The organism is Amycolatopsis sp. lyj-84 (genome assembly GCF_046549075.1).
Taxonomy (GTDB): Bacteria; Actinomycetota; Actinomycetes; order Mycobacteriales; family Pseudonocardiaceae; genus Amycolatopsis.
In genome coordinates, this window is sequence record NZ_JAJPWO010000002.1 from 1,038,653 (window position 1) to 1,053,654 (window position 15,002).

The following is a 15,002-nucleotide window of genomic DNA, read 5'->3' on the forward strand; positions in this document are numbered from 1 at the left end:
CCTGAACGTGAATGAAGACGGCGGGTTCGGGGACCTCGCCGGATTACGGGGGACGAACTGGGGTTCAGGAGAACAGCGGTGGGCCGCGCCTGCCGTGGACGCGGCGGAGGTCCACCCGCACGAGGTGGCCGGGGCCCGCCGGACGGGCGAGCACCGGTGACATCGCCGCGGCGGGCACCGGGAGCGCGTTGAGGATGAACGGGACCAGCGTGCGCAGGCAGGCGAGGACGCCGAGCAGTAGTCCGTCGGCCTTGGCCAGCAGCAGCGCGGTGACCAGCGTCGCGACGACGTGGGCCACGGTCATCGCGAGTCCGCCCGAGACGGGCGCCACTGTGTCGTGCCGCAGCTCGTGACTGCTCAGGGAGCTGAGCACGAGGTGCATCACGACCTGGCCCGCGCCGAGGTCGACGATCGTGGCCATCGGTCCGCGTGCTTTCGCGGCGAGCGCGGCGGCGTTCCAGCCGATCAGCACGGTGAGCAACAACGTCATCGCCGTATCGGGTACTTCGCCGTCCCCGATCACGTGAGCGGTCACGGCCAGCGCCGCCGAACTCACGCCGAGCAAACCACCACGTACGGCGCGTAACGCGCTTCGGTGATGGCTTCCCTTGTTCACGGGGTGAAGGGTATTCGACGTGCGGCCGAGCGGTCGATGTCCTCCCGGCTGTTGAGCAGTGAGAAAGACACCGCCGGGTCGGCGCGTGCGTTTGCCCAATTGGGCCGAATGGGGAAGGTTAACGGGATAAAAGGCGGTAAACAGGGGTTTGACCGCGCGGCTTTTGGGTAGTCAGGCTCCCGATACAGCTACTCCGAATGGGTGAGGAGTCTCACCCAGAGGCGGCGGGAGAACCAGCACGCGATGAACCTCTTCGAGTACATCTCGGATCGGTGGGACAGACTCGCCCTCCAAGGGCTTCTCCATGTCAGCGCGGTCGTGCAGTGCACGATCATCGCCGCCGTGCTGGGCGTGGTGATCGGCGTCGCCGTCTACCGCAGCCCGGTCGGGTCGGCCGTGGCCACGGCGCTGGCGAGCACGATCCTCACCGTCCCCTCCTTCGCTCTCTTGGGCCTCCTCATCCCGGTGTTCGGCCTCGGCGCGAACACCACCGTCATCGCCCTCGTGCTCTACGCGCTGCTGCCGATCGTGCGGAACACGATCGTCGGGCTGGGCGGGGTCGATCCAGCGGTCAGTGACGCGGCACGCGGCATCGGCATGAGCCGGTTCGGCGTGCTCACCAGGGTGGAGCTGCGGCTCGCCTGGCCCGCGATCCTCGCCGGCATGCGGGTCGCGACGCAGATGCTCATGGGCATCGCGGTCATCGCGGCCTACGCGAAGGGCCCGGGCCTCGGCTCGGAGGTCTTCTCCGGCCTCACCAACGCGGGGAGCACGAACTCGCTCAACCAGGCATTGACCGGGACGCTCGGCGTGGTCGTGCTCGCGCTGGTCCTCGACGCCGTTTACGTCCTGATCAATCGTTTGACCGTCTCTAGGGGTGTCCGTGGCTGAGTCTCCTGAAACCGTATCCGGCGTCGAAATCGAGCTGGAGAACGTCAGCAAGCGCTACGCCGGCACCCGTGAGCCCGCGGTCGACGAATTCTCGATGGTGGTGCCCGCGGGCAAGATCGTGGTCTTCGTCGGCCCGTCCGGCTGCGGCAAGACCACCACCATGCGGATGATCAACCGGCTGATCGAGCCGACGTCCGGCCGGATCACCATCGGCGGTGACGACGCGCTGAAACTCGACGTCGACACCCTGCGCCGTCGCATCGGCTACGCGATCCAGCAGGCCGGTCTCTTCCCGCACTTCACCGTCGCGCAGAACATCGCGGTGGTGCCCGGCCTGCTCGGCTGGGACAAGAAGAAGGTCAACGACCGGGTCGAGGAGATGATGGACCTGGTCGGGCTGGACCCGTCCGACTTCCGTGACCGCTTCCCGCGTCAGCTCTCCGGTGGACAGCAGCAACGCGTCGGCGTCGCACGGGCGCTCGCGGCGGACCCGCCGGTCCTGCTGATGGACGAACCGTTCGGCGCGGTCGACCCGATCACCCGCGGCAACCTGCAGGACGAACTGCTTCGGCTGCAGACCGAACTGAAGAAGACCATCGTCTTCGTCACCCACGACTTCGACGAGGCCGTGAAGCTCGGCGACAAGATCGCGGTGCTCGGCAACCAGTCGAAGATCCTCCAGTACGACACTCCGGACGCGATCCTCGCGAACCCGGCCGACGACACGGTCGCCGGTTTCGTCGGCGCCGGTGCCTCGCTGAAGCAGCTGACGCTGCTGCGGGTCCGCGACGTCGAGCTGAAGCAGGACGCCCTGACGGCGGCGGTCAGCGAATCGCCGTCGGACGTGCGCGAAAAGCTGACCCAGCAGCGCAAGCATTTCGTGCTGGTGCTCGACCAGCGCCGTCGTCCGATGCGGTGGGTGCACGTCCGCGAACTGACCGCGGCGACGTCGCTGGCCACCGCGGGCAAGCCGCTGCGTGACTCGGTCAGCCTCCAGTCGACGCTGCAGGACGCGCTCGAAGCCATGCTCGCCGAGGGCGGCAGCGTCCCGGTGACCGGCGCTCGCGGCGAGTACGCCGGGACGATCGAGCTCGACACCGTCATCTCGACGATCCAGCAGCTGCGCGAGGAGCACTCGGACGACAACCCGGCGGAAGGTGTGACCGCATGACGGCCGTCGATACCGGGTTCTCCACCGAATCCTCGTCGAGAAGCGCCGAACGGGTCCGGCTGTTCGCCCAGCCCGCGGTGGTGCTGCTGATCGTCGCCGGGGTGCTGATCTGGGTGTTCGCCAGTGATCTGACCGCGACCGAGAAGGCGACCCTCAACGCCGCCGGGCTGCTCGCCGCGCTGCGCGACCACCTGGCGATGACCGTCGTGGTGACCGCGATCGTGGTCGTCGTGGCGGTGCCGCTCGGCGTGATCGTGACGCGGCCGTATGCGAAGTGGGCGGCGCCGGTGTTCCTGGCGATCGCGAACATCGGCCAGGCCGCCCCCGCGCTCGGTGTGCTGGTGCTGTGGTTCATCGTCACCGGCGCGACCGGCGGACTGTGGGTCGCGGCGCTGCCGCTCGCGTTCTACTCGCTGCTCCCGGTACTGCGGAACACGATGGTCGGCCTGCAACAGGTCGATCCGTCGCTGATCGACGCGGGCCGCGGCATCGGCATGTCGGCCTCCGGCGTGCTGTGGCGGGTCGAGCTCCCGCTGGCCGTCCCGCTGATCCTGGCGGGCCTGCGGACCTCGCTGGTGCTGGCCGTCGGCACGGCGACCTTCGGCATGTTCGTGAACGCCGGCGGTTTCGGCCTGCTGATCGACACCGGCTACAAGCTCAACCTGACGAAGGTGCTGGTCACCGGCTCGGTGCTCGCCGTCGCACTGGCGCTGCTGGTGGACTGGCTCGGCGCGGTGGCGGAACAGTTCTTCGGACCGAAGGGACTGCGCTGACATGCGATTGAAAGCGATCCTCGGCACGGTCTTGTTGTGCGGCACGCTTTCCGCGTGCGGGCTCGAGGTCAACACCGCGCTGCCGTACAAGATCGAACCCGGTTCGATCCAGCCCATCGAGGCGCTCAAAGGCGTCGAGGTGACGGTGGGGTCCAAGGACTTCACCGAAAACATCATCCTGGGCTACATGGCCGAGATGGCGCTTTCCGCGGCGGGCGCGGACGTCATCGACCTGACCGACATCAAGGGCTCGAACTCGTCACGGCAGGCACTACTCGCCGGCCAGACCGACGTCACCTGGGAATACACCGGCACCGGCTGGATCAACTACCAGGGCAACGAACTCCCCGTCTCCGGCGGGGAACAAGCCCAGTACGAGGCCACGAAGACGGCTGACGAGGCGAAGTACGGCGTCACCTGGCTGAACTACTCGCCGCTCAACGACCAGTACGGCTTCGCGGTCACTGAAGCCTACGGAGCGGCGAACAACCTGAAGACGACGTCGGACCTGGCGGCGTTCCTCAAGCAGAAGCCCGACCAGGGCGTGTTCTGCCTGGAGACCGAATTCACCAGCCGCCAGGACGGTTTCCCCGCCGCCGTGCGGGCGTACGGGTTCCAGAACCCGGTGATCAAGAACTTCGGCATCGGCACGATCTACTCGGCCGTGGCGAGCGGGACCTGCCCGATCGGCGAGATCTTCACGACCGACGGCCGGATCGCCGGGCTGAACCTGCGCGTCCTCGAAGACGACAAGAAGGCGTTCCCGCAGTACAACGCCGTCCCGACGCTGCGCTCGGACTTCTTGAAGCAGCACCCGGAACTGCGCGGCCCGCTCGAAGCCGTCGCCGCGGCCATCGACAACCAGCAGATGATCGAACTGTGCAAGCAGGTCGACGTCGACGGCCGTGACCAGGGCGAGGTCGCCTACGAGTGGATGAAGAAGAAGGGCTTTATTTCTTGAACTCGCGCTGACCTCTCCCTCAGGTGTGCAATGAAAGGCCCGTTACTTGCAAAATTTGCAAGTAACGGGCCTTTCATGTCACCGACGGGACCCTGAAACGGCGCTCAGATGCCCAACCGGTGCAGCAGCTTGCCCTCCAGCTGGTCCAGCTCCCCGGCCACCGCCCGATGCGCGGCCTTCCGCCGCGCCGCGGGCATCCGCTCCGAAGCGCGGACAGTCGCCGAAAGCTGCTCCAGCGTTCCCTGAGTGTCCTTCGCGAAGGACACATCGGCATCGGTCGCCTTCGCCGACTTCTTCAGCTCCGCGAGTCCCTGCGTCAGCCCGGCGATCCGCGCGTGCAGCGCGGCACCGCGTCCGCTGAACTCCCCGAGCTGGTCGACGGCGACGCCGAGCTTCTTCGCCTGATAACGGTCGTATAGCTCTCGTGCGGCACCCGCCGCTCGAACGGCGTACGGCGCGATCACCGGCAGTACGGCCGGACCGAGCACTTTGGCCACCGCGACGGCGTTCTTCGCCTTTTTCGGGGTGATCCTGCCTTCGCCCTCGACGGCTTTGGCCTTGCGCGCCATGGCACCTCCCACGCTGTGTCACAGACGAACTTACTGGTCCCCGAAGTGGCGGGCATGTCGGCTTGCCGGTGGCCTTCTAGAGTGTTGTCTGTGAGTAACGAGGTGCTACTGGACGCGGGAGCGGTGAGCCGCTGCCGGCGTCGCGTGCACCTCGAACACGATCCGGCGATGCGCGAGGTCCCGCTCGCCCCGCCGGACCCCGCCTCGCAGCAGCGGATCGACGACGCGTCAGCGCATCGCGAGGCCATCGTGCAGCGGCTCATGGAAGCGACAGGACCGGACGCGAGCTGGGTCAAGATCGCTCGCGACCTCCCCGCCGCGGAGCGCGTGCAGCTCACCGAAGCGGCCTTCGCCGCCGAAGCGCGCTACATCTGGGGCGCGCTGCTCCCGGTGGATCGCGCAGGTCACCGGCGTGGCGGCTCCGAACTCCTGGTCCGCACCGGCGCCGGGTACGTGCCGGTGCTGGTCGTGCGGCATCGCATCACCGATCGCGGCGCGGGCGCGCCGACCACGGTGATGACCGACCTCGACCCGGCGAACCGGCTGCCGGATCCGGCGCGAAAGGTCCGCTCGCAGCCTCGGGATCAGATGCGGCTCGCGCACCTCTACCGGATGCTCGAAGCGCTCGGGCAGCACGAAGGACACCGCGCCGTCGGCGGTGTCATCGGACTCGACGCGGACGTCGTCGTCTGGCACGACCTGTCCGCGGGAACCTGGCCGGGCGGCCGGAGCGCGCTGACGGAGTACCAGAGCCGCTTCGCCGACAGGCTCGCCATCGCGAGCGCCGCCGCCGAAGGCGAAGAGCCGCTCGCCGAACCTTCCCGCGTCCTCGAATGCCGTCGCTGCCCCTGGTGGCCGACGTGTGAGGTCGTCCTCACCGAAACCCGTGACGTCAGCCTGGTCGTCCGCGGCGAGGACGCGATGGAACTCCGCCGCGCCGGAGTGTCCACAGTGGACAAGCTGGCCGCACTCGATCCGGCCGACGAACCACCGCCGATGAACTGGACCGGCGGCACCTTCGCCGACGCGATCATCCTCGCGCGCGCCTGGCTCGCCGATCTCACGATGGTGCGCAAGGTCGACCGCATCGAGGTCCCGCGCGGCGACGTCGAGGTCGACGTCGACATGGAAAGCTTCGGCGATTCGGGCGCGTATCTGTGGGGTTCGCTGCTGACCGGCGCCGACATCGGTGTCGAACAGGGCTATCGCGCGTTCGCGACTTGGGAGCCGCTGCCGACCGCCGACGAGGCCCGGTCGTTCGCGGAGTTCTGGGCGTGGTTCACCGACGTCCGCGAGCGCACCCTCGCGGCCGGGCTGACCTTCCGCGCCTACTGCTACAACGCGCTCGCCGAGAACCGCTGGCTCTTCGGATCCGTGTCCAGGTTCGGCGAGTATCCCGGCGTTCCCGCGAAGGCCGAGATCGCGTCCTTTGTGGACTCGGACGAATGGATCGACCTCTTCCGCAGCGTCACCGACCAGTTCCTTTGCTCGCATGGCAAGGGGCTCAAGGTGATCGCCCCGGTCGCGGGCTTCGCGTGGCGCGATCCGGAAGCGGGCGGCGAGGCGTCGATGAGCTGGTACCGCGACGCCGTCGGCATGGACGGCGGCATCCCGGACGACCTTCAGCGCGAGCGCCTGCTGCGCTACAACGAGGACGACGTCCTGGCGACGCACGCGCTGCGGACGTGGATGACCGACCACGCGCAGACGTCCGTGCCGTACATGAACGACCTCTGACCTTCCCTGCGAGCGGTACTTGCGCTCTTTCACGCTTCTGCGGATACTCGTTGACGAGTACTCGTAAGCGAGGAGGCGCGGTGAAACGGCGGAAGGTCGGCAATCTGCTGGCGCTGGCGATCCTGTCCACGCTGCAGGAGCGGCCGGCGCACCCGTACGAAATGGCCTCGATCCTGAAGTCCCGCGGCAAGGACCGCGACATGGGGATCAAGTGGGGCTCGTTCTACACGGTCGTCGGCAACCTGCAGAAACACGGCTTCATCGAGGCCGTCGAGAGCGGCCGCGACGGCGCCCGCCCCGAGCGCACGGTGTACCGGATCACCGACGCCGGCCGTGACGAAATGCTCGACTGGCTGCGCGAACTGCTCGCCGAGCTCGCCCCGGAGGAACCGAAGTTCGTCGCCGGTCTGTCGGTCATGGCGTGGCTCGGTCCGGACGAGGTGATCGCCCTGTTCCGCACCCGGCTGGCGGCGCTGGACGAAGAGAACGCCTCGACGCGCGCGGAACTGGCGCGACTCCTCGAGGAGGTTCCGCGGCTGATGCTGATCGAGGGCGAGTACCACTTGGCGATCCGGACGGCGGAAGCCGAATGGGTCCGCTCGATCCTGGGGGAACTGACTTCCGGCTCGATGCCGGGGCTCGCCGAATGGCGGACCTTCCACGAGACCGGGGAACTGCCGTCCGAAAGGGGGAGCACGAGCAGCTGAAAGAGCCCCGGCGAGGTGTTGCAGCACCCCGCCGGGGCGACGATCCCGCAACCGGAACCCGGCCACGAGACGGCCTCTTGAGAATAGCCGGGCTCCGGGCATTCAACCTGGAGTGACCATGTCGAACATCAAGGACAGGAAGCGGTTCAAGCTCATGCCGGAGATGGGCGGCGCGCTGGCGCGCAACTACGCCCGGCAGCGTGGCACCGAACCGCAGATCGAACACTGGCGGAAGCAGGCACGCGAACTCACCGCGGATCTGCCGGAAGGCGCGAAGATCCTCGAGGTCGCCTTCGGCCCCGGCTACTTCGCCGTCGAACTGGCGCGGCTCGGATTCTCCGTCACCGGCCTGGACGTCGCGCCGACGTTCGTGGAGATCGCGAGCGACTACGCGCGGGCTCAGGGTGTCGAAGCCGAATTCCGCGAGGGCGACGTCGCGGGGATGCCGTTCGACGACGGGTCTTTCGACTTCGTCGTCTGCCAGGCCGCGTTCAAGAACTTCGTGTGGCCGGTGAAATCGCTCGACGAGATGTACCGCGTGCTGCGTCCCGGCGGCAGGGCCGTGGTGCAGGACATGAACCGGGACGCGACCGATGGTGACATCGTGCGTGACGTCGAGAGCATGAAGCTCGGCAAACTGGCCGCGCTCGGCGTCCGGCAGGCGCTCGGGCAGCTCCGGCGGCGCGCGTACACGCCTGTCGACTTCAGCGGCCTGGTCGCCGAAACGGCGTTCCGGACGTGCGAGGTCACCACTGAGGGCATCAGCCTGGACGTGCGCCTCACCCGCCCCTAAAGCGCGCTATGAAAGGCCCGTTACTTGCAAATTTTGCAAGTAACGGGCCTTTCATAGCACGCGCGAACGGCTCAGCGAGGGGCCATGCGCAGCGAGCCGTCCATCCGGACGACCTCGCCGTTCAGGTAGTCGTGGTCGATCAGCGAAAGCGCGAGCTGCGCGTACTCGTCCGGCCGCGCGAGCCGCTTCGGGAACGGAACGCCCTCGGCCAGCGAAGCGCGGAACTCGTCGCTCACCGTCGCCAGCATCGGGGTGTCGACGATGCCCGGCGCGATGGTCAGCACCCGGATCCCGTGCGACGCGAGGTCGCGCGCGGCGGGCAGGGTCATCCCGACGATGCCGCCCTTGGACGAGGAGTACGCCACCTGCCCGATCTGGCCGTCGTAAGCGGCGATCGACGCGGTGTTGATGATGACGCCGCGCGCGTTGTCGGCCAGCGGTTCGGTCTTGGCGATGGCCTCGGAGGCCAGCGTCAGCACGTTGAAGGAGCCGATCAGGTTGATCTGGACGACCTTCGCGAACAGGGCGAGGTCGTGCGGGCCCTTCTTCGAAAGGATCCGCGCGGACGGCCCGATCCCGGCGCAGTTCACCACGGTCCGCAGCGGCACCCCGGATTCGGCGGCGGTCGCGACCGCGGTGCGCACCTGCTCCGGGTCGGTCACGTCGGCCTCGACGTAGGTGATGCCCTCGACCTGCTCGGCGTTGGCGATGGCACCGGCGAGGTCCAGCGCGAAGACCCGCGCGCCCTTCGCCGCGAGCGCCTTCGCGGTCGCCCCGCCGAGCCCGGACGCGCCACCCGTGACGAGCGCCGCGGTATCGGTGATCTGCATGTTCTCCCTTTCGTCGACAACCGTTCCTAGGTTAACGCTCGTTCGCATCGGTGGGGTGGGTGTGCTGGCTCACGTCGGAGCGAAGCATGTCGTGAGGAGTATTCGGGCCTGAAGCATTCCGTTCGCTCGGAGGTCAACTCCGGCTGTCACCTTCAGCAGCATGAGCACTGCTCGGATCGTGGTGGTGGGGACCGGTTACGTCGGATTGACCACGGGGGCCTGCCTGGCCGGCCTGGGGCATCGAGTCACTTGCGTCGATGTCGACCAGGCGAAGGTCGCAAGGCTCTCCTCCGGACGAGTGGACATCCTGGAGCCGGGATTGTCCGAGCTGGTGTCGAGGGGGCTGACCAGCGGAAGACTCAATTTCGTCGTCGGCGCGCGCGAAGCCGTTCGCGACGCGGAGGCCGTTTTCCTTTGTGTGCCGACGCCGATGGGCGCGGGCGGTTCGGCGGATCTGCGCGCCGTCGAGGCCGTGACCACCGAGATCGGCGACGTCATCCCTCCGGGCTGCGCGCTGATCACCAAATCGACCGTTCCGGTGGGGACGTCGAAGCGCATCCAGGCGATGCTCGGCCGCACGGACGTGCCGGTCGTGTCGAATCCGGAGTTCCTGCGTGAGGGCACCGCTGTCGAGGACTTCCTCGGCCCCGACCGGATCGTCGTCGGTTCGGACGACGTCGCGGCCGCCCGCTGGGTCGGCGAGCTCTACGCCGATCTCGCCGCCCCGGTCGTCGTCGCCGACGCGGCCAGCGCGGAACTGGTGAAGTACGCGGCGAACTGCTTCCTCGCGATGAAACTGTCCTATGTGAACTCGATCGCCGAACTGTGCGAACGCCTCGGCGCGGACATCGACCTGGTCACCGAAGGCATGGGCTACGACCGGCGCATCGGCCGCTCGTTCCTCAAGCCCGGCCCCGGCTGGGGCGGCTCGTGCCTGCCGAAGGACACCAGCGCGCTGGTCCGGGTCGCCGAGTCCGTGCAGTACGACTTCACCCTGCTCACCTCGGCGATCGAAGAGAACATCGCGCAGCGGGACCGGATCGTCGCGAAGATCGCCGGCGCGGTCGGCGGCACGCTGGCCGGTTCGCGGATCGGACTCCTCGGGCTGGCGTTCAAGGCCGGGACGAACGACCTGCGTGACTCGCCCGCTCTCGCGGTCGCTTCGGTGTTGGGCGCGCTCGGCGCGGAACTGACCGCCTACGACCCGGCCGTCGGCGGTCAGATCGCCGGGATGACCGTCGTCGACGACCCGTACCAGGTCGCGAAGGCGGCCGACGCTGTCGTCGTGCTGACGGAATGGGACGAGTTCAAGCGGCTCGACTGGACCTACGTGGCCGAGCAGATGGACGGCGACTCGGTCGTCGACACGCGCAATCTCCTGGAGCCGCAACGGATCCTCGACGCCGGCCTTTCGTGGCAGGGCGTCGGACGGCCTCGGGCGGCGCTGCGGCGGAAGGTCGCCGTCTCCTGACCCACCTGCCTCCCGCGGGTGCAATGAAAGGCCCGTTACTTGCAAAATTTGCAAGTAACGGGCCTTTCATTGCACCCGGGAGACGAGCGTCATCAGCCCGTCCACGACCTCCTCGGCCGTCGGAGCGTTCTCCGGGTCGAGCATGTGCTGCAGCATGATGCCCGAGTTCAGGGCCGTGGCCACCGCGCCGATCCGGAGCTCGTCCGCCTCGGTGAGGGTGTCCTCGTCGATACCGAGGAGGCCCGCCGCCATCCCGCGGCGGCCCTCGCGCTGCGCGGCGGCGAGCTGTTTCCGCAGTTCAGGGTGATGTTCAGACTGTACGAACGCCTCGATCGAGGCGATCCACAACTGGCGGTTGCGCCCGTAAGAGTCGATCATCGCGCGCCACGAGGCTCGATACTGCTCGTCCGTCGAGGCACTCGGGTCGACAGCGCTCATCATCTCCAGCTGGACCTCCCTGCCCCAGTCGTCCATCGCCTGCGAGAACGCCGTCAGCAGCAGGGCTTCGCGTGACCCGAAGTGATAGCCGATCGCCGCGTGGCTGACCCCGGCCGCCGACGCGATGTCCCGCACCGTCGTGCGTGACCAGCCCTTTTCCTTCAAGCACTGGATGGCGCCGCTCATCAGGTCCTCGCGATTGCCCATGCCCAAGATCGTAGACCACACGGTTTATCCAAATGGTTTAACCAAGTGGATTGACCAAGCGTGCAAATCTGCCGTACGGTCGTTGCCATCACCACGAACCCACTGGGAGCAGCCATGACGACCACCGTTCTGATCTCCGGCGCCGGCATCGCGGGTCCGGCCCTCGCCTTCTGGCTGCGGGAGCGCGGTTTCACGCCGACCGTCGTGGAGCGCGCCCCGGCCCTGCGCGAAGGCGGGAGCGCCGTCGACTTCCGTGGCGAGCAGATGACCCTGCTGAAGCGCATGGGCATCCTCGAAGACATCCGCGCGAAGGAAACCGCGATGGGCGCGCAGGTCATCGTCGATTCGAGAGGCAAGAAGGTCGCCGAGATGCCGTCGGTGTTCTTCAGCGGCGAAGTCGAGATCGAGCGCGGAGACCTGACGCGCATCCTTTACGAGCACACGAAGGACGACGTCGAGTACGTCTTCGGCGACTGGATCACCGGCCTGGACGAGCGCGCCGACGGGGTCGACGTCACCTTCGCCGGCAACGGGCCGCGCAGCTTCGACCTGGTCGTCGGCGCGGACGGGCTGCACTCGGGCGTCCGGCGGCTGGCCTTCGGCGACGAAGAGCGGTTCCGCACCGACCTCGGCCTCCGCACCGCGAGCTTCACCGTGCCGAACCACCTCGACCTGGACCATCTGGGCCTGATCCACAGCGTCCCCGGCCGGACGGTCATGGTCGCCAGCGGTCGCGACCGGTCGGCTCTCAATGTCAGTTTCGTCTTCGCGTCCGGGCCGCTGGAGGTCGACCGTCGCGATGTCGAAGCGCAGAAGAAGGCCCTCATCGAGTGCTACGCCGACTTCGGCTGGGAAATCCCGACGCTGCTGGAAGGCCTCGGCGACGTCGGCACGCTGTACTTCGATTCGCTCAGCCAGATCCACCTCGACAAGTGGTCACAGGGCCGGATCGTGCTGCTCGGTGACGCGGCCTGGTGTGCGGGCCCGGGTGGTTCGGGCACCGGGCTCGCGATGACGGGCGCGTACGTTCTGGCCGGGGAACTCGCCGCCGCGCACGGTGACCACGAAGTCGCTTTCGCGCGGTACGAAGAGAAACTGCGCGGTCCGGTGAAGATCTCGCAGAAGCAGGCGGCAGGGATCGGCACGTTCCTCGCACCGAAGACCCGGTTCATGGTCGGTTACCGGAACTTCCTGTACCGGATGTTGGGTTCGAAGCCGATGACCAAGGTGTTCACGTGGATCACCTCACGGGCGGCCAACGCGGCGACGCTCGAAAACTATGACGCTCCGGTCGCCGCGCAGCGCTAATTTCGGTGGGTGATGGACCAGAAGGAGTTTCGCCGGGCCTGCTACGAGGCGGCCCGGCGAACGCGCGGCAAAGTCGTCCGGTTCGTACCGGGCGATCAGGGAAGGAACTTCGAGACCGGCGAGATCGCTTATCCGCACCGAACCGTCGCGGTGGTGTGGACGCAGGATCGGGACGAGGACGGAAGGCACGAGATCCTCGGTATCGCGGACGTGTTCATCACGTTCGGAACGATCACCTTCGTCGACGAGCCGGGATTGCTGGCTGTTTTGGGAGAGCTCCTTCCTGGGCACCGGTTGCACTCCCGGGCCGAACTCGAAGCGCCGATCGACCCTACGGCGCTGCGCTGGAAGAACCATCACGACGTCCGGTACTGGCGGCCCGACTGTCTCGGCCAGGTTCTCTTCAGCTGTTGGGACTGAAAAAGTAGTTAGCAAAGCGTAGTATCAGCCGGGTGTTCACGACCAGGCCGGAACTGGCCGGCACCCATGGCATGGTGGCATCGACGCACTGGCTGGCCTCGGCCACCGGGATGGCGGTGCTGGAAGACGGCGGCAACGCCTTCGACGCGGCGGTGGCCGCCGGGTTCGTCCTGCAGATCGCCGAGCCGCATCTGTGCGGTCCGGCGGGGCAGGTCCCCGGCATCTTCGTCACCGCCGCCGATCGAACCCCACGCGTTCTCGCAGGTCAGGGAGTCTCGCCCGCGGCAGCGACGCCCGAGTACTTCGCGGACCTCGGGCTCGATCTGATCCCCGGCAGCGGCTTGCTCCCCGCGACCGTCCCGGGGGCGTGGGACGGCTGGCTGCTGCTCCTGCGAGACCACGGCACGAAGTCTTTGCGAGACGTGCTCGGCTACGCGATTTCCTATGCGCGCAACGGGATTCCGCTGGTCAGCCGGGTCGGTGACACGATTCGCGCGGTGCGGGACCTGTTCACCGAGCATTGGCCGACGTCCGCGGCGCTTTGGCTGCCCGACGGCAAGCCTGCCGAGGGGCTGCACCGCAATCCGGCGCTCGCGGACACCTGGGAGCGGCTGCTCGCCGAGGCCGAGTCGGTCAGCGGCCGCGAGGCGCAGATCGACGCCGGACGTCGCGCGTGGTCGCAGGGCTTCGTCGCCGAAGCCATCGACGCGTTCAGCCGCAAGGCTTTCCGCGACGACTCCGGCCGCGATCACGCCGGTCTCCTCACCGGCGAGGACATCGCGAGCTGGGAAGCAACGTACGAAAACCCGTTGCAGGTCGACTTCGGTGACTGGGGCCTGGTGAAGATGGGCGCCTGGACCCAGGGGCCCACGCTGCTCCAGCAGGCACGGTTGCTGGACGGACTGCGCGACGAACTGTCCTATGTGGACGGGATACCGACGGAACGCACGGTGCACTTGGCCGTCGAGGCGGCGAAGCTGGCGTTCGCGGACCGCGAGGCCTGGTACGGGGATTCTCCCGACGTGCCGATCGAGTTGTTGATCTCCCGCGAATACGCGGACGCCCGGCGGGCGTTGATCACCGACGAGGCATCCGCCGAACTCCGGCCGGGTGGTCCCTCGCCGCGGCTGCCCGCGATTCTCGAGAAGTTGCGCGGGCTCGAAGCCGGCTCCGGCGCGACGGGGGAGCCGACCGTCGGGCCGCTGGGCGAGACACGGGGCGACACCGTGCACATCGACGTCGTCGACGCGGCCGGGAACATGATCTCGGTGACGCCGTCGGGTGGCTGGCTGCAGTCGAGTCCGACGATCCCGGAGCTCGGTTTCTGCCTCGACTCCCGTGGGCAGATGTTCTGGCTGGAACAGGGCCTGCCGAACTCGCTGGCGCCGCGGAAACGGCCGCGGATCACGCTTTCGCCGTCGATGGGCCTGCGTGACGGCGAGCCGGTCCTGGCGTTCGGGACCCCTGGCGGGGATCAGCAGGACCAGTGGCAGCTGTGTTTCTGGCTGGCGCACACGCTCGGCGGGCTGAACCTGCAGGAGTCGATCGATTCTCCCGCGTGGCACACGACCGCGTTCCCGAGCTCGTTCTACCCGCGCTCGTGGACGCCGCGCGAACTCGTGGTCGAGTCCCGGCTCGGTCAGTCCACAATGGACGCTCTCGCCGCGCGTGGGCACGAGGTCGTCGACGCCGGACCTTGGTCGCTCGGGCGGCTTTCCGCCGTCTCGCGGTCGGGCGGAGTGCTCCGTGCCGCCGCGAACGCGCGAGGAATGCAGGGCTACGCGGCAGGCCGCTGAGCTCGTTCCGTGAAGGCCTCCTTCCCTACCCTCAAGGTAGCGAAGGAGGCCTTCACGGACTCGCGGCAGAGCGTCTCCTGCCTCCAGTTATCCACAACGACCCCCGCCTGTGGGCAACTCACGTCAGCTCCCCTCCCGGCCTCCTATCGGCGATAGACTGGCTTCGGGGTCGCCCCCCTGGGACGGGTGGGGGGGTGTCCCTATGGAAATTGTCAAGCGGCTGATGTCGTGGGGTGTTGGTAGTGGGTGTGGTTGCGGAGCATGGCGTAGAGGACGTCGCAGCGTCGTCGTGCGAGGCAGATGAGGGCTGCGTT

The 15,002-nt window shown here is 67.8% G+C and carries 15 protein-coding genes; 11 read left to right on the top strand and 4 right to left on the bottom strand.

Features of this window, described 5'->3' with window-relative positions:
• Positions 1-64: 64 nt before the first annotated feature.
• Entirely contained in the window at positions 65-556 is a 492-nt protein-coding gene (locus ACLJRM_RS09995) for a hypothetical protein (RefSeq protein WP_101613643.1), read from the bottom strand.
• Between the two features lie 303 nt (positions 557-859).
• Here ACLJRM_RS09995 and ACLJRM_RS10000 point away from each other — a divergent pair, with 303 nt between their 5' ends.
• From ACLJRM_RS10000 to ACLJRM_RS10015, 4 genes are read left to right on the top strand one after another with little or no spacing between them, the layout of a single operon-like run.
• Positions 860-1,507 carry an ABC transporter permease gene (locus ACLJRM_RS10000; protein WP_410601919.1) on the top strand — a complete coding sequence of 216 codons (648 nt, stop codon included), beginning with the start codon at positions 860-862 and terminating at the stop codon, positions 1,505-1,507.
• A complete protein-coding gene (locus ACLJRM_RS10005) occupies positions 1,494-2,678 on the top strand; it encodes an ABC transporter ATP-binding protein (RefSeq protein WP_369862285.1) in 1,185 nt (394 codons plus the stop codon). Before ACLJRM_RS10000 ends, ACLJRM_RS10005 begins: the two co-directional genes overlap by 14 nt.
• Positions 2,675-3,451 carry an ABC transporter permease gene (locus ACLJRM_RS10010; RefSeq protein WP_101611659.1) on the top strand — a complete coding sequence of 259 codons (777 nt, stop codon included), beginning with the start codon at positions 2,675-2,677 and terminating at the stop codon, positions 3,449-3,451. The genes ACLJRM_RS10005 and ACLJRM_RS10010 overlap by 4 nt, the downstream gene beginning before the upstream one ends.
• Position 3,452: 1 nt before the next feature.
• The gene (locus tag ACLJRM_RS10015; RefSeq protein ID WP_101611660.1) at positions 3,453-4,412 is read left to right on the top strand and encodes a glycine betaine ABC transporter substrate-binding protein; all 960 of its coding nucleotides are present in this window, start codon (positions 3,453-3,455) and stop codon (positions 4,410-4,412) included.
• Between the two features lie 104 nt (positions 4,413-4,516).
• On the opposite strand, the gene ACLJRM_RS10020 is transcribed toward ACLJRM_RS10015, so the two are convergent.
• On the bottom strand, positions 4,517-4,981 hold the full coding sequence (locus ACLJRM_RS10020) for a DUF6474 family protein (protein ID WP_101611661.1): 465 nt from the start codon (positions 4,979-4,981) through the stop codon (positions 4,517-4,519).
• Positions 4,982-5,035: 54 nt separating this feature from the next.
• On the opposite strand from ACLJRM_RS10020, the gene ACLJRM_RS10025 reads away from it, so the two are divergent.
• From ACLJRM_RS10025 to ACLJRM_RS10035, 3 genes are all read left to right on the top strand, one after another.
• Positions 5,036-6,718 carry a TM0106 family RecB-like putative nuclease gene (locus ACLJRM_RS10025; RefSeq protein WP_174720573.1) on the top strand — a complete coding sequence of 561 codons (1,683 nt, stop codon included), beginning with the start codon at positions 5,036-5,038 and terminating at the stop codon, positions 6,716-6,718.
• An 80-nt stretch (positions 6,719-6,798) separates the two neighbouring features.
• The gene (locus ACLJRM_RS10030; RefSeq protein ID WP_410662834.1) at positions 6,799-7,425 is read left to right on the top strand and encodes a PadR family transcriptional regulator; all 627 of its coding nucleotides are present in this window, start codon (positions 6,799-6,801) and stop codon (positions 7,423-7,425) included.
• Between the two features lie 118 nt (positions 7,426-7,543).
• Positions 7,544-8,218 carry a class I SAM-dependent methyltransferase gene (locus ACLJRM_RS10035; protein ID WP_410662835.1) on the top strand — a complete coding sequence of 225 codons (675 nt, stop codon included), beginning with the start codon at positions 7,544-7,546 and terminating at the stop codon, positions 8,216-8,218.
• A gap of 71 nt (positions 8,219-8,289) precedes the next feature.
• Here the strand turns inward: ACLJRM_RS10035 and ACLJRM_RS10040 are convergent, their stop codons facing one another.
• A complete protein-coding gene (locus ACLJRM_RS10040; protein WP_101611665.1) occupies positions 8,290-9,048 on the bottom strand; it encodes an SDR family NAD(P)-dependent oxidoreductase in 759 nt (252 codons plus the stop codon).
• Positions 9,049-9,208: 160 nt separating this feature from the next.
• Between ACLJRM_RS10040 and ACLJRM_RS10045 the strand changes: the two genes are divergently transcribed.
• Positions 9,209-10,519, top strand: coding sequence for a UDP-glucose dehydrogenase family protein (locus ACLJRM_RS10045; protein WP_410662836.1), 1,311 nt, complete (start codon positions 9,209-9,211; stop codon positions 10,517-10,519).
• Positions 10,520-10,585: 66 nt separating this feature from the next.
• Here ACLJRM_RS10045 and ACLJRM_RS10050 read toward each other — a convergent pair whose 3' ends face one another.
• Positions 10,586-11,164 carry a TetR/AcrR family transcriptional regulator gene (locus tag ACLJRM_RS10050; RefSeq protein ID WP_410662837.1) on the bottom strand — a complete coding sequence of 193 codons (579 nt, stop codon included), beginning with the start codon at positions 11,162-11,164 and terminating at the stop codon, positions 10,586-10,588.
• Between the two features lie 114 nt (positions 11,165-11,278).
• On the opposite strand from ACLJRM_RS10050, the gene ACLJRM_RS10055 reads away from it, so the two are divergent.
• From ACLJRM_RS10055 to ACLJRM_RS10065, 3 genes are read left to right on the top strand one after another with little or no spacing between them, the layout of a single operon-like run.
• Entirely contained in the window at positions 11,279-12,472 is a 1,194-nt protein-coding gene (locus ACLJRM_RS10055; RefSeq protein ID WP_410662838.1) for an FAD-dependent monooxygenase, read from the top strand.
• Positions 12,473-12,484: 12 nt separating this feature from the next.
• Positions 12,485-12,892 carry a hypothetical protein gene (locus ACLJRM_RS10060; protein ID WP_410662862.1) on the top strand — a complete coding sequence of 136 codons (408 nt, stop codon included), beginning with the start codon at positions 12,485-12,487 and terminating at the stop codon, positions 12,890-12,892.
• Between the two features lie 32 nt (positions 12,893-12,924).
• Positions 12,925-14,688: a gamma-glutamyltransferase family protein gene (locus tag ACLJRM_RS10065; protein WP_410662839.1), complete on the top strand. Its 1,764-nt coding sequence runs from the start codon at positions 12,925-12,927 to the stop codon at positions 14,686-14,688.
• Positions 14,689-15,002 lie beyond the last annotated feature (314 nt).